We start from the raw sequence: 21,841 nt of genomic DNA, 5'->3' as shown, positions 1-21,841 counted from the left end.
ACCCCTTCCGTTTCTCTAATTGGCCCGATTAACAAGCAGCGTGGAGTATACACGTTCGCGCTCCTGATTTTGCACAATGATGGTGTACCATCCTGCTTTGGGCAGTGTAATCTTGAAGTCTTTGCTGATCAGTTCCTTATAGGTCACTCGGGTAGCGATATATTTCATCTGTCCTTCGCGCACCAGACCCGGGAAATAATAAATATCGTACGTGCCAAGTTCGTTCTCCAGCTTGGTTCCCCCAGCAGTCTCGATCGTGCGGAAGTTGTTCACATTGAACGTGACCGTACCTGTATTCACGATTGCTGTTTCGGATTCGGTATCCGACAACGGAATGCCATTGGCCGTAACAAACATGCCATCTGTCGAACGAACAAATACCGTTTGCAGGGCGTAGCCTGCATTGCCGAGCTGATCCTTCGCCGTGTAACGAATCGTGTGTTTGCCCGTCACCGTGAGATTCAGTGGTTTCTCCACGTATTGTCCGCCTTCCAGCACGTATTCCGCAGCCGTCACCTGAATCTGCTCCGCAGATGTGAGATTATCGCTCACTGTGTATCCGCCCAGATCGGTGGCCAGATCGAAGCCTGGTTTATTTTGCAGAACCGTTGTGGAAGCTTTGTTCAGACGGATCGTTGGTGCCGTATTATCGAGACCCGCAATCGTAAAGTTAACCTGTTTCTTGTTACCAAGTACGTCTGAAAGTAAAATCGAATGCTCGCCATTGCTGGCGTAGTCGGCGCTAAAACTCGCTACCGGGGTTGCTCCGGCATAGATCGTATTGCCTTCTACTACAGATGATGGCATTACAAAGCCAACACGCACTTTGCCTTTGGAGTAAGCCTGATCCCCAATCTGCACCAGCTTGCTGTCATCGATGATCTGTCCGTCGTTGTCTACTCGAACCATCGTGATCTCTTCTACTGCGGGAATCGATCCAACGAGTGTTGTAATCGCTTCGGATTCCAGCTTCGCATTATTCCCTGCGGCATCTGCCAGCGAAAAGCGTGCTTTACTGCCTGAAGTCATGACCAATGAGGATTGGTTCGTCCCTGAGCTATTGGAGACCACCTGGTAATCCTGAACTTGTCCCTGTTTCGGCAGCACTTGCGCCACGATCAGATTAGACGCGATCACATTACCTGTTGTCGGTGCTGCGAAATGAGTAAATTCTCCATTTGCATTGTACCCATCACCCGCGCTATCCACGACAGCAGTACCACTACCGTAACGGATCAACGCTTTGAGATCGGGATGGTTGTAGTGCATGACAATATCTGCTTCCGGCGGCGTGGTATCGATGTTGCTCACTGTTGCTGTCACACTGCCTGTAAAGCCAACCGCATCTTCGTACTCAAACGTGAATTCTCCGTTCTCGCGGAACGTTTTGGACGACTTCGGCAGATTGGTGATGCGGATCGGTTCACTCGATTGCAGACTTACTTTAACCGTGCCATTCGTTGCCGCAATCGTGGAATACTTCACGTTTACCATTGGCGGCGTATCATCGAAGTTGGAGACCACGATGAACACGGTTGCTGTATTGCTGCCATCCTTCACGGTGAAGGAGTAGCTTCCGTTGCGGTATATTTTGAACCGTTTGTTCGCCTCCAGCGTTTCCGGCATTTCCGGGTTGCTGTTTGTTGGTTTCACGGTTTTGCCATCAACGAGGTCGAACAGGATCTCTTGTCCTTCGTTCTGCCCACCATCTTGCACCTTCTCGCCTCCGCGAACCGGCATGATCTGCTCTAGTGAAGCAAGTCCATAGGCAGGGGCATCCTGAAGCTCGATCTCAGGTGTTACGATATCGCTGATATTGTCGTAGTAACCTTTGAATTTGACCCGAACCTGTGACTTGAGTTGTCCCGAATCGTTCGTATCAACAGGAACGCCGACATAGTTCGTATACGGCAGCCAAGTGCTCCAATTGTCTCCGCCGTTGGTGGAAACGGAATAGAAGTAACCTTCTTGTGCTGGCACATCAACCGTCAGTTCCATAATGGCAGTGTACCCGTCATCTCCTGGACCTTCTGTCCGAATCAAACGCGCGCTACCAACAGGTGGTTCACTGCTCAGATAAAACACGGAGAACAGCCCACTTGTGTGGTAAAGCTTACTGTTACCCAAGCTATCGCTGGCATGGACGTATAGACGGTAATTACCGTTGTCCTTTTTGTTGTCTACCTGCAAAGTGATCACACGATCCGCAGGCGACACACTCCAGCCCTTACCTTCCGGATCTGGCTCTTGTTCGTCTTGCTCGTCAACCACTTTGATCCATTGGTACCGAATGTTCTTGGCCGCAACACCGTTAAAATCCACCAACGTATCAGACACATCAATCTGTACCGTCTGCTCTGGCATCGGATACAGGTATCCCTGCGAACCAAATTTCGTAACAGGTGGCAGATGGTCGAATTTGTACTCCTGATTATAGTAGTAAAAACGTCCGGTATCCTGCTGCTTGATGCGCACATGGGCGTACCAGGTCCCGTTCAACGTTTTGTCGGCAGGGAAGCTGTAGCGCTCGGCGGGAACATCCCCCAGCTTTGTATCCTTCGGTTCATCCTCAAAAGCAACCCATTTGCTGTTGCCCACAGGACGTTCAGAGCTTTCACTGTATTGATATTCAATCGTATCGATCGGTACACCGGCTACGGTGAAGTCGGGTCCGTCATTGATCGCATAAGTGCCCGGATAGGCTTTGAACTTGGTTGAGATGACAAGCACATCGACTGCTTTGGGATCGGCAGTAGCTGAATGGCCTGCCACATCCTCGGCTTTGGTATGCAGCTCGTATTGTCCACCTTTGGAGATTGCTGGATCATTCAATGTTGATATCTCAGCTTCACCTTGTGCGTTCAGCTCGGCATCCTGCCACCCGGAAGCGACAGGGCTCTTGCCCACTGCCACGAACTGGTATTGCACCTTGTTATTTTTAATAGAAGAAGTCGGATCAGAGGCCTTAACCGTAATCTTCACATTGTCGGAGTTATTGTCCACGATGTTCGCAACTTCGACGGTTGGATCGTCATTGTCAATCTTCAACAGGCCGACATGGTACGACCAATTGGAATCATCCTGTTTGAAATCGGCCAAAGGCCACTGCACTGTATTGCCGTAATCAGACAGATTCGGCAGAATGCTTGAGCGATAATATTCCTCCAGCTCGGCAGGTGTCGCATCCGGATGTTGGGCAAGGTAAGCTGCACGTTCGTTGCTGCCTTTGTCGTATTGCATCCGTTGACGAGCCGAGTCCCAACTCATGTCGGCAGTCCATGTATGCAAATACCAGTTCCCGTTCAAACCTGTGCCGTCATCCGGCAGTTCTACTTTCACGCCATTCTGTCCAGTCGACAGTACAACATCCTGGAAACCAGATGCATACAATTCTTCAGAAGGCTGCTTCTGCGTCAGGGAATACCGCTTCACTGCGGCATAGTTGTCGTTTTGCCCAGCGAAGGGATCATTCGCACTCTGGTTCAGTACATAATACACGAGCCCTGAACCACTGCCTGGACGGAACAATCCTTTGCTCGTCTGACCGTTCAAGTCCGGATCGAATGCATTGATCGTGAATGATCCATTTCCTACGTATTGTCCTTCAGGAATAATTTCTCCGTCCTGATTCTCATAGACAAAATTCACTTCAGGTGCCGTATTGTCCACAGACAATCCAGCCCAATCAATCTTCTTGACTGGCTCGGTGAGCACGTTACCGGCGTAGTCCGTCAGAGCCTTCCCGTCCCCAGGATTGCTGGCATGCTCCAAAGCAGCTGTCTCCAGCAATGACGTTTCGATACTCTTGCCGTCTGGCACTGTCATACGGAACGTCCATGTATTCGTGTTCTGGCCACCAACATATGCGGCGGTCAAGCCGTTGGCAAACTTGAGTCGTGTATCCTCCGTCGGGGTAAACGCGCTGATCACCTGTTCGTTGAGGTACACGGTAAAATCAACAACGTCGCCCTTGTTCAGCACAAGTCCCGTTAATACTTCAGGCTGCACGCCGTTGCGGGATGCTGAGTACTGAGGTACACGCGCGTCGATAATGGTACGGAACGTACCGCCCGGGTTTGCGTTATCTGCAAAAGGAACTGTTCCAATGCCGTTAAAAGCTGCAACGGGATTACCCGCACCATCGATGAAACCAGCCTCATTCATCCGTTCGAGTAATGTAGGACGGTCCTCCTCGAAGGGCGCGATTAGGCGTTTCGGATCAATAGGAATGTTGCCTGTGCTATCATTTAACGCAGCCTGATAACGAAAGTTAAAGGTGGAGCGTGCATGACTGTTCCGATCCAGTCCCCCCTGCGCAAAGTCACTGTATCCGCTATCTGCGCTCGTTAGATAATAAACAGACGGATCGAAGCCGTCTCCACCCGGATTACTGAACAGTTCGGTACGCATGAAGCTGAATTTGCCATCAATCCGGTCAGAGGCATTCTCTGCAGTCGACGGAAATACCGGCTCACTGAAATTCAGCGCCAAGTTAAGGCTACTTCCCTGCTTCAGGAACAATTCATTCTTTTGTACTGCCGGATCGCCATTGAATCGCACTACCCCGGTATGGGTCAGTGTATTGCCGTTGTATGTAGGAGGTGTGATGTCGGCGAAATAGAGCTCAATGTCACTGGCGCTTTTGAAAAAACCAAACAATGTGATTTCGATCGTATCATTGGGTCCAAATGCGATCCATGACGAATTAGCCGATTTATCATGATTGAACTGATTGAACTTCTCTTTGCCGTTAACATCGACTCGGACGTTCATACCACCGATAAAAACGTCAATCGATCCAATCTTAAGGAGCATTCTGGCGTCTCCACCTTCAGCCAATCGTCTTAATGATGGATTGTTCGCCACCGAAATCTTGGCTTTGAATGAACCTGCTCCCTTCGTTCTAACATGACTTGCACTTACGGTTTCAATATCTTCCCTCTGCATTGATGTACCCGGCGCTCCGGCAGCAAAAATACCAAAGCTGTTCGCCTCGAACTTTTTAATATTATTGTTCCAGGAAGACATGTCTTCCCGATTGATGATTTTACCGCCGCCATTCGGAATATAAATATCCGTGTACTCCGCAGCTGCGGAAACGGTCGGCAGGTGTGGCCAGCTCACAGACGTCAACGTCAGCAAGGCAGCAAGCAGGCAGATTGATAACTTTTTGAACATGCGAGATTCCCCTTTTTCCCGTTATGTATGCGACTTCTTCATCAGCTTGCGAATATCTTCGATCGTTACACAGATATGAATGCCATTCATTGTCCGGAACGAACCGGAGATCAATCCGATCACGCGACCCTCTTCATTTAACAAAGGACCACCCGACATGCCCGCAGACACCTGCGCGGAAGTCAGCAAGCGAACGACATCGTTCACCTCAGCGGTTGGTGCATTCACGATGCCCTCCGTAATGATCTTGCCATCCTTCAGCGGGTATCCGATGGCGAACGATCGTTGCCCATATCTTGCAGACTGCTTGTCCCCTGACAGGGTAAGTACCGGACGTTTTTTGCTATTCTGCACAGACAGCATAGCTACATCGGTATCCGTGTCAGTGCTCAGAACCGTTGTCTTTTGGATGGAACCATCTTCAAATACCGCCTCGAAAGATATCCCGTCCTTCACAACATGGGCTGCTGTAAGTGCTCTACCATCATTGATCAGAAAACCGGTACCTACCGTCTTGAGCGTTCCGTCCTTGCGATACGCTTTCAAGTAAAAGACAGCTTGCGCCGCGGACTGATACACTTTTTCAGCTCCCGATACGGCCACTTGTCCGGTCCCAGCCGCTTTTGCGACAGATGAACCCGTATACCCATTCAGACATACCACAGCAATCAGTACAGCCAAAATGCCAATCATCCGCGGCCGCAAACGCCAAGATGTGATGCTTCTCTCCATTTTCTCAACTCCATCAGCCCATAGTCGCGCAAAGATAGGTCTTTCGATGCTTTTTCTGCGTCCGTTCGACATATCTTGCTTCCGCATTATAATGGATCACAATAAACAAATAATAAACAGAAAAAAATGTCGAAATGTGATTGCGCCCCCCAGAGATATTCGCTACAATGCCGATAGAATACAAGAGATTTTGTCCGAAGCTACCAAAGGATTGAACAATCTCTAAAGGAGCAGCATTTCGTGTTATTAAAAATTTCAGGCGTTGTCCTGACTGTTGTACTCGCTATTACCGTACTGCTGCTGTCAACGATCAGAGAACCACAATCTGCTGCGCTTCATGCCCGTCAAGGTGTTCTGGACCTCTCGGCCTGGAATCCTGAACAAGACGAGCGGATCAAGTTGGACGGGGAGTGGGAATTTTACTGGGAGCGATTGCTTCCTGACGAATCTGCCACATCGAATCAGGCTAGTCCAGCGAAAGCACCCGACACCTACGCAACCGTTCCCGGCTCCTGGAATCGACTTAAAGTGGATGGCGAACGACTGCCAACCCACGGCTTCGCCACGTATCGACTGGTGCTACGTAACGCACCTGTTGAAGGAACGCTGGCAATCAAAAAAATGAACATTCGTTTTGCCAGCGAGATCTACATCAATGGCAACAAGCTGCTGGAAGACGGGCATGCTGTGGCAAAATCAGCAGGTTACCGACCAGGCAACTCCCCCCAGATTGGCTTTTTCCCCTATCATGGCGGTGACATTGAGATTTTGATTCGGGTGGCTAATTACGATTACACGGACTCTGGTATTCCGGGTCCACTATTTTTCGGCGAACAAGCAGCCATGCTGAAAAAACATCAATTCAACACAGCTATCGAATTCGGCACGCTCGCTGTACTGGCTACCATTTCGATCATATTCCTCGTCAGTTACGTGGGGTCTGCACTCTACCGAAACAGGGACGATTCCCTACTGCTGATTGGTCTAATCTGTCTGTTATATGCACTCTATAACGGCATGATAAGCGAACGTGTGTTATCCATGGCGGGCACGGAAATTCCCTTTAGCACGCTCTATAAATTAAAAGATTTCTGCTCTGTCGCATGTCTGGGTCTGTTGACCTTTTACTTCTACCGATTCAAAACAGGCATCCTGTCCGGTATGCTCACAACGGTGATCCTGATCATTTTCGGAGCTTATTTATGCATGGTCGCGCTTCTGCCTATTTCCGTCTATGGGCTTGCTGCGCCTTACGTCGTCGTTATGTACACGTTGCTGCTATTGTGGTTGCTGTATCAATGCGCATCACAGTTTCTGACCAGTGAGAAGGGCGAACGGCTCTCTACTTTCTTGTGGTATGCGGCTCTCTTAAGCATCGTGCTGTACTGTCTGGACATTAATCTCTTCTCGATCTCACTCAAGGAAAATATGAATATCGGGCAGGCTTCCATCGTCCTGTTCAGCATCCTGATGCTGTTTCTAGCGGTGCTTCGGTTCTTCGAGGCTTATCGTACGGTCCGCACTCTCAAAGATCAGTTGCTCTTGCTGGACAAGGTGAAGGACGACTTCCTGTCCAATACTTCGCATGAGCTCAAAACACCGCTGAACGCGATTGTAAATATCAGTGAAAGCCTGCTCAAAGGCGCCGAGGGCCCGCTTACCGACGAACAGGCGCACAATCTGGCGATCGTGACAGGAAGCGGCCGACGATTAACCTATCTGGTGGATGAATTGCTGGATTATTCGAAAATGAAACATGGCGACATCCCGCTCCACCGGTCTTCGACCGATCTGTACTCGTTTGTCGAATCGGTCTTGCGGATGCACTCCTTCCTGCTTGGCGCGAAAAAGGTGGAGCTTATCAACCGCATCCCGGCACATTTCCCGCCGATCTATGCAGACGGCAATCGACTGATTCAAATTTTGCATAATCTGATCGGTAATGCAGTTAAATTCACGGAACGTGGCACGGTAAGCATCCAAGCTGCGGTCGTGCAAGGCAAAGCGGAAATACGCATTGTGGATACGGGTCGTGGTATCGGCAAGGACAAGCTGGAGCACATCTTCCTGCCATTCGAGCAGGAAGCAGATACCGGTCCAGCCGTTGCTGGAGGCACCGGTCTTGGACTAAGCATTACGCGCAAGTTGGTCGAACTGCATGGAGGAACTATTCATGCGGAATCGGCACCCGGTAAGGGGGCCACGTTCATCTTGACCTTTCCTCTCGCAGATGGCAAAGGAGAGAAACGATCTAACGCCATGCCACTTACCATAGCTCCTACAAGTCATGGTAATCAGCTACTAAGGTTCGAAGAACCAACGATTGTGGAAGGGCATCTCAACGAATGGATCATCGTTGTGGATGATGACTCGGCTAATTTGCAGACAATCGTGAATCTCTTGAAGCTGGAAGGGTACAGTTATGCGGTAACCGCACGTTCCCCTTCTGTACTGGAACTGCTCGACCAGCTCCCAGCTGTACATCTGGTCATTGCCGACATCATGATGCCGGACATGTCGGGTTACGAATTGCTGGAACGAATCAGGGAGCGCTTCTCTCCTTCCGAGTTGCCTGTACTCATGCTGACGGCGAGTAATAAAGCTAATCAATTGAAGCTGGCCTTGGAAAAAGGCGCCAATGATTTCGTATCAAAGCCGTTCGAATCGGAGGAACTGCTGGCACGGATCGGCGGTTTGACTCGGATGAAAACATCCGTGCAAGCTGCGCGAGATGCGGAAATATCTTTTTTGCGGTCTCAGATGAACCCGCACTTTCTATATAACGCTCTGAACGCTATTGCCGAATTGTGCGTGGATGCGCCGAATCGGGCAGAACAATTGATTTTGCAATTATCGAGTTACTTACGGCGGAGTGTGCACTTTAAACATCTGGACTCAAAGACTAGCCTGATGAACGAACTGGAGATGATCGAGGCATACGTAGCGATTGAGCAAGCCCGCTTTGGCTCAAGGTTGGAGGTCATTATCGATGTGGATGCGGATGTGAACCGGAACATGGACATTCCTCCGCTCACGTTACAGCCCCTGATTGAAAACGCGATTCGGCATGGGCTGATGTCCAGTATTCGCGGTGGTCGCGTCATGTTGTCTATCCGCAATCTGAATGATACAGAAACACGCTTCACCATCGAGGACAACGGAATTGGCATAACCAAGCAACGGATGGATGAGATTCGGCAATCCACGGACGGCAGTAACGGCGTTGGACTATGGAATATCTCCAGTCGGTTGAACCTGCTGTATGGCAGACACCTTCAGATGGAAAGTCTGGACGGCGAGGGAACGCGGATTACATTTGATCTTCCAAATCAACGTCTAAGCACAGATGGGAACGGGGGTATGAAACATGATGAAAGTCATCATCGTGGATGATGAAGATTTGTCGCTGAAGCGACTGAATCGCATTTTGACAGAAAGCGGAGAAGTTGAGGTATCTCGTGCGTTTCATGACCCGGAGGAAGCCTGTGAATATGCAGCAGAGAATAGCTTCGATGCGGCATTTCTGGACATTACGATGCCTCGCATCTCGGGTATGCAACTCATTGGTGAATTGCGTAAACATCAACCTTCGCTCCCCATCGTGCTGGTGACCGGTTATGAGGAGTATGCGGTGCAGGCTTTCGACAAAGAGGTGATCGATTACGTCATCAAGCCTGTCACCGCAGAGCGACTGAACCGCAGCATCAAGCGGTTACAGGAAAAGCTTCACAAGTCCGTCGCTCCTGCCGAATCGACGATTCCTGCACCCAAGCTGAACGTTCGCCTGTTCGGTGAATTCACCGTGTTTGGCGGTGCCGGAGCAGACAATCCCATCAAACTTAGAACGCCCAAGACGGAAGAATTGCTGGCATTCTTGCTGTATACCAAATCGACTACCCGCGATGCATTAGCCGATACGTTGTGGAAGGACCTCAGTCCGCAGAAGGCCTGGACGAACATCAATTCAACACTGTACTACGTACGACGTGCCATCGGGGACAACAGTGACGTGCCAATTATTCTCAAGGACCGAAATGGCATCCGTATCGACCGGGAAGCGATCAACTGTGATCTGTACGAGTTCGAGACTTTGTTCCGGCAGATGCGTCAGGCATCGGCACATCGCCCCGAGCTCTTCGAGCGGATGGACACGTTGTATACGGGTGAACTTCTGAAAGGAAGGCATTATGAGTGGGCTTTCGCGTGGTCCAGACAGCTGGAACTGGATTTCATCATGACTATGGAAACTGCTGCCCACTATCACGCGAAGGCAGGCGAGCCGTTACGGGCGCTGTATTATTTTGAACGGATCCTCCAGATTGATTCGATTCGGGAAGATATTCATCGCGAGATCATCCTCTTGTATCTGTCGCTTGGACGAAGAACCGAAGCGCAGCGACAGTATCTGGTGCTGGAGGAATTGCTCAAAGAGGAGCTTGGCTCCAGTCCGGCAGCGGATATCAAACAACTACTGCGGCAGTCATGAAAAAGCAAAAAAGCCCATGCCTTGGCGATAATGCCTCAGGATGGGCTTTTTGCAATAGATGGACGTTCATTCGTACTTGTCCGATGATTTTACTTCATCATGGTCTACAATCAATCCTCATTTATAAGTTTTTCGGTATTAAGCGTAAATCCTTCAATCACAACATCTTCGTCCACTTCAATCATGATGCAACGTCTGCCTTGATAGTTCACCTGTTTCACATATCTCAAGTCTTGCGGGCTAACCGAAATCGTAGCAACCTTGGTCTCAATCTTAATGGACTTGGACGTAAACTTCGGCATAACACTTGTCGCCTTCATCTCATAGTTCTTGTTATCAACGATCGTTTCGAAGGCACGTTCTACTTTCTCCGTTGTCAGATCCTCTATACCACTTGCGGTCAGTACACGTTCCAGATCTTTGTAATCCAGCTTCGGAGGTTCTTCCTCATGGGACTCTTCGTTAATCTCGATGACTCGGTTAATCTCCTCATATACATGTGCAATGGTCGCTGAATCGAGCTGTTCACCCGCCACTTCCTTCACGATATCTTCGAAGATCGCCCGTTCTTCCAGTGCGGTTACGGATCTTTCTCCATTCAATACATTTTCAACAAAATGCGGGTCCGGGAAATTGGATTTCCCTGTGCAATAGAGTACACGATTCACATCGGAGTAGTTGTCCGTTACGCTAGGATACAGGAACCCTTGCTCTGGCGTGCTTAATTTGATAATCGGATCGACAATAATGTTATATTTGAATTCTCTCTCCACGTAATCAAACAAGAGTGTTTTCCGCTGCTTCTCCGTGGAATTCACGCTGCACAGAATGAACGGATGGGCGAACACCTCATTCTTCTCACTCTCTTCCGTGGCTTCGTTTCTAGCTTTGGTCGGGAGATAATACTGTCCACGCACGAACGTAGCTACCATATCTCGCTCAAACTTCGTATCCACCAACATCCGATCCACGAGCAGCAGCATCAGATCCTGCCATTCATCCGGATCACCTGTTACCAGAGCCTGGTGAAGCAATACCTGTGCTGGATCCTCCGCCGCTTCCTGGAACTTCAATTCGAATAACTTCTGATCCAAATCACCTGTCAGCAATTTTTTGAAATTGCCCATGTACAGCTCCTGCTTCTCTCTGTCCACCAGTTCGAACGGGTGACGCTCCCAGTGATAGACCTCATTGGTTTCCTTCGTAATATACACGTTGAGAATATCGTAAATATTCAGTAGATCGTGATCGAGTTTAAACTGCTTTCGTATATGCGCGACTTCTTTTTTATTCATGATTCGTTAGACAACTCCTCAAGTAAATTGGCCTTACAAGTATAAACGATATAAAAAACCTTCGCTATATAAGTTCAACTAAAGAATATTTCCACTGGTACTCCGATGACAGAACAACCTTCCGATCGCTGTTATCCCCTGATTTTTTTGATTTCTTTTTTATATGGTAAAATCCGAGGATAAAGGCGAACGCTTCGCTTCTTCAGATTATTTCTGTCCTCTCCGTTATCTTGTAAATGTTTAATTGAACTTATATAAAAGGATCTTTATCGTTAAATATCATCTGCAGTAATAATAAAAGAAAGACGCAACAGGAATGACTCCCGTGCGTCTTTTTTCGTTGTTTAACGATTCTTAAATAATTAATTACTGCTCGGCAATATATCCGTATTCAACAGGGGTGCTCTGCTGGAAGAAACTTTCCTTGTTTCCCGCAGAAACAGTAATCCCACGAACAAGGACACTCCGCCAATAATAATCAGCAGTGCCCCCAATTCCTGACTGTAGGCAGTCAGTGCCCCGTCCCGAAACGCCATTCCACGAATTAGACGGTTAAGCCAGTTCATCGGTAATGCCCATGCGAACATTTGGAACGGTTCTGGAAACGCCAGCGGTGTTAATTGAATTCCCGTAGCCAAAAAGGAGGGATACAATACAAAGCTGGTTCGTAGGCTTACTTTCGACATGTATTTGGCAGTGTATCCGATCAGTATACCCATGAGTGACAAGGCAAAAGCATAAACAACCAATGGAATGATGAAAAGATAAGGCTCTGCTTCAAATCGCATTCCCCCCACCTGCTTTAACAATCCATAGGATAGAAGCAGCGAAAGGGAACTCAACACAGTGTAAGGTACACTCCGAACCCATAGCTGAAAAGGTGACCTTCCGTTGGCAAACAGTCTCCCTTCCTGACGAAGCCGGGGTACAATTGAGCCCGCTGCACTTGTTGTAATCATCAATACTACGATATTCACAAATCCAAGCACCATAAAACCGACATAACTGGAGGTTGGATTAAACAGCATCCGCTGCTGAAGGGATAACGGTGATACGATTCCTTTAGCTGTCTCGGCATCCATCCCTTTTTGGACCAGACGTGTAATGGATAGGGTCATATTTTCTGTCTGGATGATTTCCTGAATCGCAGTGCGAATACCGGTTAACCCCGAGGGCATCGTGTTATCCATCAATATGCCGATATTCGTCGATTTCCCTTGTTGTTGACGCAATCCCAACTGATTGGGAAGCATAATGACCGCTACAGCCTGCTCGTTAGCAAGTAAAGTTTCTGGGCTCATTCGGCTTGCATATACGCTTTTGACGCTCATGTATTGAGACGCATTTATTTTGGAGATCAATTGTCGTGAATATTCGCTATGATCCTCATCAATGACCACAACTGGTGATTTACTGAGTTGATTCTGCGAGAACATTAAGCCGAAAAATAAGGCTGCAATCATTGGCCCAATAAAAATTAGTCGTATATACTTACTGCCTACGACGTACTTCCACTCGTCAATCAGTGATTTCATCAAGTTTCACCTCTGCCGTCATCCCCGGAAGCAAATCGGTATTTGAATCCATCGAAATTCGGACCAAAAACATACTTAAATCCGCTTGCCCTTTTTCACGAGACATCCGCAAGGTTGCAAACTGAGGAGCAGTTGAGATGGAAGTAACGCTCCCCTTCACCTGCGTTGGCTGATCCACATACGGGAAATGAACATCAATGCTTTGATTCACTTCAAGCTGTTGAATTTCACTTTCCTGTATGTAAAGGTCGGTGTAATACGTATTCTTTTGTACAACTGCCAGCGGGACTCCTGCTTGAACTTGATCTCCCTGCTTTACAGCAACTCGGTCAACCAACCCGTCATACGGTGCGAGTACATCCACATCTCCCTCCCCGGCTGATTTCACTTTGAAAAGTACTTCTCCCTCTTTCACGGAGTCACCTGCAGACGCACCAACCTCTGCAATTGCTCCGGGGCTATTCTGATAAATTAAAGTCGTTTGCTCTGCCTCAAGTATGCCTTGTTTCCGGCTCTCGGCCTGACTAACAGCATCCTTCCCTTTAACCGCAAGAAGTGAACCTCCAATAATAAACACCATCGCAATCCCGATATACAAACCTGCTTTTAACTTCATCTTTTTATCTCTCCCATTCCCAGTCCTCGTGTATGGTTAAATTTACTGACTATTTTGCTTTTTCATTTTGGTGACTGCGTTCTCGGCTGCCTCCATGATCACTTCTCCCAAAGTCGGATGAGGATGAATCGTCATGGCCAGATCTTCCACGGTTGCCCCCATCTCAATGGCGAGTGCGAGCTCCGATATCAGTGTAGATGCCTCCACGCCAACGATTTGCGCGCCAATGACAATTCCTGATGTCGGGTCAGCCACTATTTTCACAAAACCTTCGGTTTCCCTTAACGCCAACGCTCTTCCGTTGATTCCGAAAGAAGATTTCCCAATAACCACCGGAATGGCCTGTGCTTTGGCTTCCGTCTCATTTACCCCAACACTGGATATCTCCGGATCAGAAAACACGACAAGCGGAATCACCTTGTAATCCACTTTGGAGGTAAGACCCGCAATGGCTTCTGCGGCTACTTTGGCTTCATAGGATGCCTTGTGGGCAAGTGCCGGACCGGCTGTAATATCTCCAATGGCATAAATGTGCGGGATAACCGTTCTGCACTGTTCATCCGTCTCAACCAGTCCTTTGTTCGTTACGGGCAAACCTATGCGTTCCAATCCTAACGGTCCGTCTGTATTGGGTTTCCTTCCGATCGTGACCAATACATATTCTGCCGTAACTTGTTGCTGCTCCTTGTTTTTCGAATAATGCAGTGTAATGGAATCCGCATTCTGCTCCACCTTTTCAGCAATCGCTCCGGTTACGATGTTGATGTCATCCGCCTTCAATTGTTTGACTACAGGGGCTGCAAGTTCCGCCTCGAATCCGGGCAACACTTGTGCGCCACCCTCAAGAATCGTTACCTTTGTTCCGAATTTGGCATACGTCTGTCCAAGCTCCACCCCAATATAACCTCCGCCGATCACAATCAGACTACTCGGAACCTCCTGTAGAGTTAATGCTTCAGTGGAAGATAAGATACGACCTCCAACTGGAAATACTGGAAATTCAATTGGACGAGACCCCGTTGCCAGTATGAGATTTTTAAAAGAAATGCTTTGCTCCTGTCCAGTTTGCCGGATCATCGCTGTGTGCTCATCCAACAGACTAGCCTCGCCTTCAAGAATGGTCACACCCGCAGTCTTTAACAAATATTGGACACCACCTGCCTGTTTATTCACAACCCCCTGTTTAAAATCCTGAGCATTTTTAAATGTCGCTGCCGCGTCAGCTTGATTAAACTGTCTGAACCAATCATAACGATGCGATTCCGCAATTAAGGCTTTGGATGGTATGCAACCCACATGTGTACAGACCCCGCCAAGCTGTTTACGTTCAACAATCGCCGTCTTCATCCCCAACTGCGAAGAACGAAGCGCCGCCACATATCCCCCTGGACCTGATCCAATAACTAACGTATCCACAGATTCAAGCTTGCCCATATTCTGATACCTCCCGATTTGAAGTCAATTTAAAATATGATGATCGTAATATATTATAACCATCATATTTTAAGACCGTCAACAATCGTATTTGGCCCTTTTGAAAATGAACAGACATCCAGTTACCAAATTGACAGGCTTTATTATGATGACTATAATATTTTGAAAGTATAGAAATTGAACTATAAATTTACACGAGAACGGAGAGGACAGAAATAACCTGAGGAAGCGAAGCGCTCGCCTTTATCACCGGATTTTCCCTTTTGGAAAAGGGAATCACAAAAATCTGGGGATAACAGCGATCAGAAGGTTGTTCTGTCATCGGAGTGGAAGGTGTAAATATTCTTTAGTTCAATTTCTATAGAATGATGAAATTATGGAGTGAATGATCATGCCCTATCCCAAAGGACATAAAATAAAAGTACGAGGTAAGATTGTTGAGAGTGCGGCTCGAGCTTTTCGCACCAATGGTATCCAGGAGGTGAGTGTCCCGTTTATTATGAAGGGAGCTGGATTAACTCACGGAGGGTTCTATTCACACTTTGACAACAAGGAACAATTGGTAGCCGAAGCCTGTGAATATGCCATTAGTGATACCATTACACTTCTACAGAACGTGGCTGATCAGGAAGAGCAGAATTCCAAAATTAATAAAGTAATCGATTATTATTTGAGTCCGTATCACCGCGACCAAACGGAAATGAGCTGTATTTTCCCCGCCCTTTCCAGCGAAATATCCCGTTCGTCAGAAGAGGTTCGGCAGGTGTTCACCCATGAATTGGAGCGGATGATCTCTTTTATCTCCAATCTGGCTGAGATCGATGTGTCCAGCGGTCGTGCACTGTTCAGTACAATGGTTGGCTCGCTTGTACTTGCACGCTCTGTTAGTGATCCTGAGCTTAGCGACAGCTTTCTCTCAGCGGGCAGGCAGCAAGCCAAAGAAATGGTTAAAAGGAACGATATGTAGCCTTGATGTTGCTATATGCTGATTATCTACCTATCAACAAAAAACACGCCTATAAATGGCGTGTTTTCTCTTATCTGTTTACAACTTAATAAATTCCATACTAGCCACCGTAACGCTCTTATCGCATATAAAGTACGAGGTCATTAACATTCCCAAACTTTTATAAAAACGAATTATTGTTCATCTATTAGCTCCAAGAAAAATATGGTATACTCACAGAGCAATGGAAAGGCTTATATGGGCGGTCGGCTAATCTCCCGGAAGGGAGGTGATGCCTTGTGACAGTATTTGAAGCGATTATGCTAATGCTTACCTTCGGTTTGCTGATTGTAGCGCTGCTGTCCAATAAAGACAAATAGACCGCCCTCTGGCTAAGGGATGCGGTCTATTTAGTCGGTACCCTGCTTGTTAAGCCCACCGCCCTTAAAAGCGGCTATTGCATCAGAGAGTCGTGTTAGCGCACGGCTCTCTTTGCATTATAAGCTGTTTCTGTCCTCATTATAACACGGAGATTGTGGATTTCAATCCCAAGATAACCATATGTTCCGTATGTTAAAACTGACGATACGGCAAAAATTTCAGCATCTTACATATTTACGCTTGAACCCCGTCCGCCCTTTATCCACTGCCTTTTGGATATTCTCAGAGGCATTCAGCAGCTTGCTCTTGGGCATGTCCTTGTTCACTTCGACAGGTCCCACAGCCTTGGCTATCTCCACTGCCTGATCGTGCAACGGTTGATAGGATGTTGCAACGGTATACAGGAAGTTGTTCATCGAATATTTCGTTCGTTCCGGAGATTCGTGAATCGTCTTTTTCACCTGTTCCAGCATCTCCATCAGTTTATTCTCCGAAAATTCAGCATCCTTTCGACTACCGAGCAACCAGCAGTAACAGCTCCATCCTGCTGACATTTTCAGCTCATCTCCGCTCGCGATCCACTTATCCGAAACTGCTTGAGCAATATCCGTCTCCGCCAACGTGACGGCAACGATGAAGTCAGAGATCATGTAAAAATAAGCAGCATCGATCCAACGGTCAAAATCAGCTTCTGTCATCGCTTGAGGATCGGCTATCACGCCTGCAAAGTACATCGCATCATAATTCCCCGTCGCATATAGTTGCTCTGCCAAAGGTTGATCCTTTTTGATCCGCTTTGCCATTGGTTTCATCGCTCCGGTTGCCACGCCAAATAGCGGTTCATGCGCACCATTGGAAATATAGATTTTTTTCGTTCGTTCTTTGCCCAGCGCCTCTAACTCTTGCATCACTTCACCTAGATTCATTTGGCAACACTCCCTATCCTATAAATTTTATATCTGATCATATCAAACGGACACTTATGTTTAACAAAAAACCGATGGAAAATCGCACATTAACCAATTGGAACCCTTCTGCCATATGCATAATCGTCCCGGCGGGATTGTTACCATTCGTATGAGGGATTCCCCACTGGGGTATTTTTCCTGAAAGAACTGAATACTATTCAGATTTCCCTGTTGCTCTGACATCCTGTTCGAGCATTATCACCGATCATAACATCTATACCATTGTTTCGCACAGATCCCTGAAAAGATAGATATAACTTCTTCGCAGACAGACATTTTTCCTTTCTTATGCTTCTACCGGCAACTTCTGAATACCTGCTGAGAGCCTGATTGGAAGAGCTAATTCTCCCAGCACAGCAGAGCAACATATGTCCATATCCAAGCAACGTTAAGCTATGGCAGGAAACGTCGCTCATCGTTTATGTTCAGTTTAGTATTGTTAACAAAACCGAGATGAGGAAGGATGCGTGAGCATGAGCAACAATCAAGTGTTAGGCTTTGCCCCTGCCCTGGGCTGGAATTCGTGGAATACCTTTACGTGGGATATTAACGAACAATTAATTCGGGATGTCGCTGATGTGTTTGTGTCGGAAGGTTATCTGGCCGCTGGTTACGAGTACATTGTCATTGATGATTGCTGGAGCCTGAAGGAACGTGATGCGAGCGGCAATCTGGTGGCTGACCCGGAGAAATTCCCGAGCGGAATGAGAGCGCTTTCCGATTATATCCATAGCAAAGGACTAAAGTTCGGAATGTATTCATGCGTGGGTACGCATACATGTGCCGGGTATCCAGGCAGCTTTGAGCATGAATTCCAGGATGCTGCCCTTTTTGCCGAATGGGGCGTTGATTATTTGAAGTATGATTACTGCTTCAAGCCGCGTCATATCTCAGGAGAGCTACTGTACAAACGGATGAGCCTTGCGCTCAAAAACTGCGGACGCGATATCCTGTTCTCCGCCTGCAACTGGGGAGCTGACGACGTATACGATTGGATTCGGGAATCGGGGGCTCATATGTACCGCTCTACCGGCGATATCCGTGACAATTGGGATTCAGTGAAGGAACTTGCCTTGTCTCAATTGGGCAAACAAAGCTACACCGGCTCCTTCTGTCATAACGACATGGATATGCTAATCGTTGGTATGTACGGTGGAAGCAACAATGATTATATTGGCAGCATCGGTGGATGCAACGACATCGAATATAAAACCCACTTCTCACTCTGGTCCATGATGGGTTCCCCATTAATGATCGGATGTGACGTGCGCAAGGCTAACCAGATCACCAAAGATATTCTCCTGAATCCGGACCTGCTTGCCATCAATCAGGATGTAGAAGCGCGCGGAGCTTACCGCATTAAACCAGAGCCTCAATGGTTTCACACAGACGATGTATTTATGCTGGTGAAGGTACTCACAGATGGTGATCTAGCTATTGGTTTCTTCAACCTGAGCGACAGCCAGCGGGAATTGTCTTTGCAATTTTGGGATATGGGTCTGCCTTACGCTGCCGGTTATGCGCTGTCCCTGTATGACTGCTGGGAACATAAAGAGCTTGGCGTATTCCGCGAACGCTTCGCTCCCGTTGTCGCAGCACATGATTGTTTAATTGTGCGTGCCAAACTGGTGAAATAGATGGCTCAACATCGCCTGTGCACCTGGTGTCAGGTTCCGCTCTCTTCAGATGATGTGGGCATCTACCTCAAATTGATCTCGCGCTCTGCCCAGCAATTTCTGTGCATCGATTGTATAGGAGTTAAGCTGAACTGTGGACGCGAGCCTATTGAGAAGCTGATCCGTTATTTTCGAGAGTCCGGGAACTGCGCCCTGTTCCGTTAACGTTATGCCTTCGTCCGATGCAGCATCATGTACGATGTTGGCGTGTGTGAAGTTGCTTTCTTGAATACTTTGGAAAAATATAACGGATCATTGTAGCCGACAGAATAGGCTACCGATTGAATCGGTAGACCCGACGTCTTCAGCAGTTCACAGGCGCGCCCGATTCGGCAGGATGTAATATACTCCAAAACAGACTTGCCGGTTGTTGCCTTAAACAGACGAAACAAATAACTGCGCTCCAGATTAACTGCCTTTACGATCTCCGTGACGGTCAATGTCGGCTTCCAGTAGTTCTGCTCGATGTACTTTTTCGCCAGCCAGACATAATCCTTGGTGTCCACCTGCGGCTCTTTCGGATAATGTTCCATATAGTAGGAAAGCAGCAGACGCAAACGGGCATCCGCCCGCAGTAATTCATAGGATGATGCACCGGCGTTCCAGGCAAGATGGAAAAAAGGCTGCAGTGTCTCCGGCGAGACCGACACCACGGGTTGTACCTCTGAAAGCTGCGTCAGCCCCAGCAACCGCCCGGCGTCCTCACCGCTAAACTCCACCCAGACGTACTCCCATGGATCTTGCGGGTCTGGATAATAGTAAATCTCCTTTTGCGGAAATATGATAAAGCTTTCCCCCGTAACTAGCCGAAAAACGCGGCCGCCCGTCTCCAGCGTCCCTTGACCGCGGATAATATAGTGCAGCGCATAAACGTCACGCACGCCTGGCCCCCATTGGTGAGCGTTGGCCGGCTTGTGACCACCGCTGATAAAATACAAATTACTGGCTCTACTGCTCTCATGCCAAATCGGATTCAACCTTGATTCCCCCTTTCTATTGCCACGTTGATCAGATGTTCGGTAACGCTTACAAGCTAAATCCAGAGAGGAGAATGTTGTATGCTTAGAATGGTTACGGTAGAAAACGGACAAGTGCAAGGACTGCCCGCGGCGGACCCGCGAATTACCAGCTTCAAGGGAGTTCCTTTTGCCGCACCTCCTGTAGGTGAGAACCGCTGGCGAGCTCCGCAGCCGCAGTCGAACTGGGAAGGTGTACTGCAAGCTTTTGATTTTGCCCCCATCTCCATGCAAGCCCCAACAGTCATCGATGATAACAATATCTATACCCGCGAATGGGCCGTTGATCCCGACCTGCCCATGGATGAGGATTGTCTGTATCTGAATGTCTGGACACCAGCCAAACGCACGGACGAGAAGCTGCCTGTTTTTGTCTGGTATTTTGGCGGGGGCCTGCAAGTCGGCCATACGGCCGAAATGGAATTTGATGGCGAGCGAATCGCTCGTAGAGGTATCATCGTCGTGACGATTAATTATCGGCTGAATGCCTTCGGTTTCCTGTGCCATCCTGAGATTAGTGCCGAATCCCCCCATACACCCGCCAACTTTGGTCATCTTGATCAGCAAGCAGGTACCCAGTGGGTCAAACGCAACATTGCCGCCTTTGGCGGTGATCCAGACCAGATCACCATCGGCGGACAGTCGGCAGGCGGAGGAAGTGTACTCAGCCAGATGACCTCTCCGCAAAATAAAGGCTTGTTCCAGCGAGCCGTCATCATGAGTGGTATAGCTACCGAGTTGTACCCAAAGGTCCGCGTGCCTTCTGTCCGTTCCACACTGCGAGATGCAGAGCAAGCAGGGGTTGAATTTTTCAGCTTCCTGGGCGTATCTTCCCTGGCTGAGGCGAGACAACTGGATGCTGAATATCTCCGTGACAAAGCACTCGAATACAAAAGCTTCTGGGGAACCGTCATCGACGAACAATTCTGCGCAGGCGATCCGTTTACTCGTTTTGTTCAGCAGGAGCGCGAAGCGATACCCGTAATGCTGGGGCATACGTCTTCCGAATTTTGGACCCGTCCCGCCGCAGCCAATCTGGAAGAACTGAAGCAGATGGCTGTGGAGTTGTTTGGCGAGAATGCTCCTGCCTTTTTGCAGCTATGTGAGGCAGATACCGGCCAAATCGAACATGCTCTGCAACAAGCATCGGTCCGCATGATCCAACATGCCATTCTGCTCGCCATCCGCGCGAACAGCGGTCATCCGTCTGAAACGCCTCTCTACTATTATAACTTCGACGCCGAGATTCCGGGCTGGGATCAGCCAGGCACTTTTCACTCCGTCGATCTGTGGTTTTTCTTCGAAACACTCGCCAAATGCTGGCGGCCATTCACAGGCAAGCATTATGATCTGGCCCGCCAGATGTGCAATTATTTATCCAACTTTATTGCTACAGGTGACCCAAACGGCTCGGACTCCACCGGAAAGCTGATGCCTCATTGGACTCCTTGTACTACGGAACAGCCGTATCTCATGGAATTTGGCGATCAGGCTCAATTACAGAAGGCTGAGCCAGGACCAATGCTCTCGTTTCTAATTAATCAATATTTCAAGAAACAGAATGCACCTGTTGTTTAA

15 protein-coding genes are annotated in these 21,841 nt (G+C 48.3%); 7 read left to right on the top strand and 8 right to left on the bottom strand.

Annotated elements, in window-relative coordinates; genetic code table 11:
• Positions 1 to 15 precede the first annotated feature (15 nt).
• Complete coding sequence (locus MKY87_RS19955) at positions 16 to 5,178, bottom strand: hypothetical protein (protein ID WP_340965831.1); 5,163 nt, start codon at positions 5,176 to 5,178, stop codon at positions 16 to 18.
• Positions 5,179 to 5,199: 21 nt separating this feature from the next.
• Positions 5,200 to 5,910, bottom strand: coding sequence for a S1 family peptidase (locus MKY87_RS19950; protein WP_340965830.1), 711 nt, complete (start codon positions 5,908 to 5,910; stop codon positions 5,200 to 5,202).
• 240 nt (positions 5,911 to 6,150) lie between these two features.
• Here MKY87_RS19950 and MKY87_RS19945 point away from each other — a divergent pair, with 240 nt between their 5' ends.
• Both MKY87_RS19945 and MKY87_RS19940 read left to right on the top strand, forming a co-directional pair.
• Entirely contained in the window at positions 6,151 to 9,303 is a 3,153-nt protein-coding gene (locus tag MKY87_RS19945; protein WP_340965829.1) for an ATP-binding protein, read from the top strand.
• Positions 9,278 to 10,396, top strand: coding sequence for a response regulator (locus MKY87_RS19940; RefSeq protein ID WP_340965827.1), 1,119 nt, complete (start codon positions 9,278 to 9,280; stop codon positions 10,394 to 10,396). The genes MKY87_RS19945 and MKY87_RS19940 overlap by 26 nt, the downstream gene beginning before the upstream one ends.
• Before the next feature lie 110 nt (positions 10,397 to 10,506).
• Here the strand turns inward: MKY87_RS19940 and MKY87_RS19935 are convergent, their stop codons facing one another.
• The 4 genes from MKY87_RS19935 to lpdA all read right to left on the bottom strand — a co-directional run bounded on the left by MKY87_RS19935 (position 10,507) and on the right by lpdA (position 15,276).
• Positions 10,507 to 11,691, bottom strand: coding sequence for a DUF4317 domain-containing protein (locus MKY87_RS19935; protein WP_091038856.1), 1,185 nt, complete (start codon positions 11,689 to 11,691; stop codon positions 10,507 to 10,509).
• Positions 11,692 to 12,053: 362 nt separating this feature from the next.
• Positions 12,054 to 13,226, bottom strand: coding sequence for an ABC transporter permease (locus tag MKY87_RS19930; protein WP_340965825.1), 1,173 nt, complete (start codon positions 13,224 to 13,226; stop codon positions 12,054 to 12,056).
• A complete protein-coding gene (locus tag MKY87_RS19925) occupies positions 13,210 to 13,842 on the bottom strand; it encodes an HlyD family efflux transporter periplasmic adaptor subunit (protein WP_340910350.1) in 633 nt (210 codons plus the stop codon). Before MKY87_RS19925 ends, MKY87_RS19930 begins: the two co-directional genes overlap by 17 nt.
• 42 nt (positions 13,843 to 13,884) lie before the next feature.
• On the bottom strand, positions 13,885 to 15,276 hold the full coding sequence (gene lpdA, locus MKY87_RS19920) for a dihydrolipoyl dehydrogenase (protein WP_340965824.1): 1,392 nt from the start codon (positions 15,274 to 15,276) through the stop codon (positions 13,885 to 13,887).
• A 391-nt stretch (positions 15,277 to 15,667) separates the two neighbouring features.
• Here lpdA and MKY87_RS19915 point away from each other — a divergent pair, with 391 nt between their 5' ends.
• Together MKY87_RS19915 and MKY87_RS30760 are read left to right on the top strand one after the other, a co-directional pair.
• The gene (locus MKY87_RS19915) at positions 15,668 to 16,243 is read left to right on the top strand and encodes a TetR/AcrR family transcriptional regulator (protein WP_340910356.1); all 576 of its coding nucleotides are present in this window, start codon (positions 15,668 to 15,670) and stop codon (positions 16,241 to 16,243) included.
• 278 nt (positions 16,244 to 16,521) lie between these two features.
• A complete protein-coding gene (locus MKY87_RS30760) occupies positions 16,522 to 16,602 on the top strand; it encodes a putative holin-like toxin (protein WP_370739116.1) in 81 nt (26 codons plus the stop codon).
• A gap of 219 nt (positions 16,603 to 16,821) precedes the next feature.
• Here MKY87_RS30760 and MKY87_RS19910 read toward each other — a convergent pair whose 3' ends face one another.
• On the bottom strand, positions 16,822 to 17,529 hold the full coding sequence (locus MKY87_RS19910) for a DNA alkylation repair protein (RefSeq protein ID WP_340965823.1): 708 nt from the start codon (positions 17,527 to 17,529) through the stop codon (positions 16,822 to 16,824).
• Positions 17,530 to 18,044: 515 nt separating this feature from the next.
• On the opposite strand from MKY87_RS19910, the gene MKY87_RS19905 reads away from it, so the two are divergent.
• Together MKY87_RS19905 and MKY87_RS19900 are read left to right on the top strand one after the other, a co-directional pair.
• A complete protein-coding gene (locus MKY87_RS19905) occupies positions 18,045 to 19,208 on the top strand; it encodes a glycoside hydrolase family 27 protein (protein ID WP_340965822.1) in 1,164 nt (387 codons plus the stop codon).
• Positions 19,209 to 19,412 (top strand): hypothetical protein, encoded by a 204-nt coding sequence (locus tag MKY87_RS19900; protein WP_340965821.1) that lies wholly within the window; start codon positions 19,209 to 19,211, stop codon positions 19,410 to 19,412.
• 2 nt (positions 19,413 to 19,414) lie between these two features.
• Here the strand turns inward: MKY87_RS19900 and MKY87_RS19895 are convergent, their stop codons facing one another.
• Positions 19,415 to 20,224, bottom strand: coding sequence for a helix-turn-helix domain-containing protein (locus MKY87_RS19895; RefSeq protein WP_340965819.1), 810 nt, complete (start codon positions 20,222 to 20,224; stop codon positions 19,415 to 19,417).
• Positions 20,225 to 20,305: 81 nt separating this feature from the next.
• On the opposite strand from MKY87_RS19895, the gene MKY87_RS19890 reads away from it, so the two are divergent.
• Complete coding sequence (locus tag MKY87_RS19890) at positions 20,306 to 21,841, top strand: carboxylesterase/lipase family protein (protein WP_340965818.1); 1,536 nt, start codon at positions 20,306 to 20,308, stop codon at positions 21,839 to 21,841.

It is taken from the genome of Paenibacillus sp. FSL R7-0198 (genome assembly GCF_038000415.1).
Lineage (GTDB): Bacteria > Bacillota > Bacilli > Paenibacillales > Paenibacillaceae > Paenibacillus.
The sequence above is the reverse complement of the archived record's forward strand: the minus strand, read 5'-3'. Positions and strand labels throughout refer to the sequence as shown.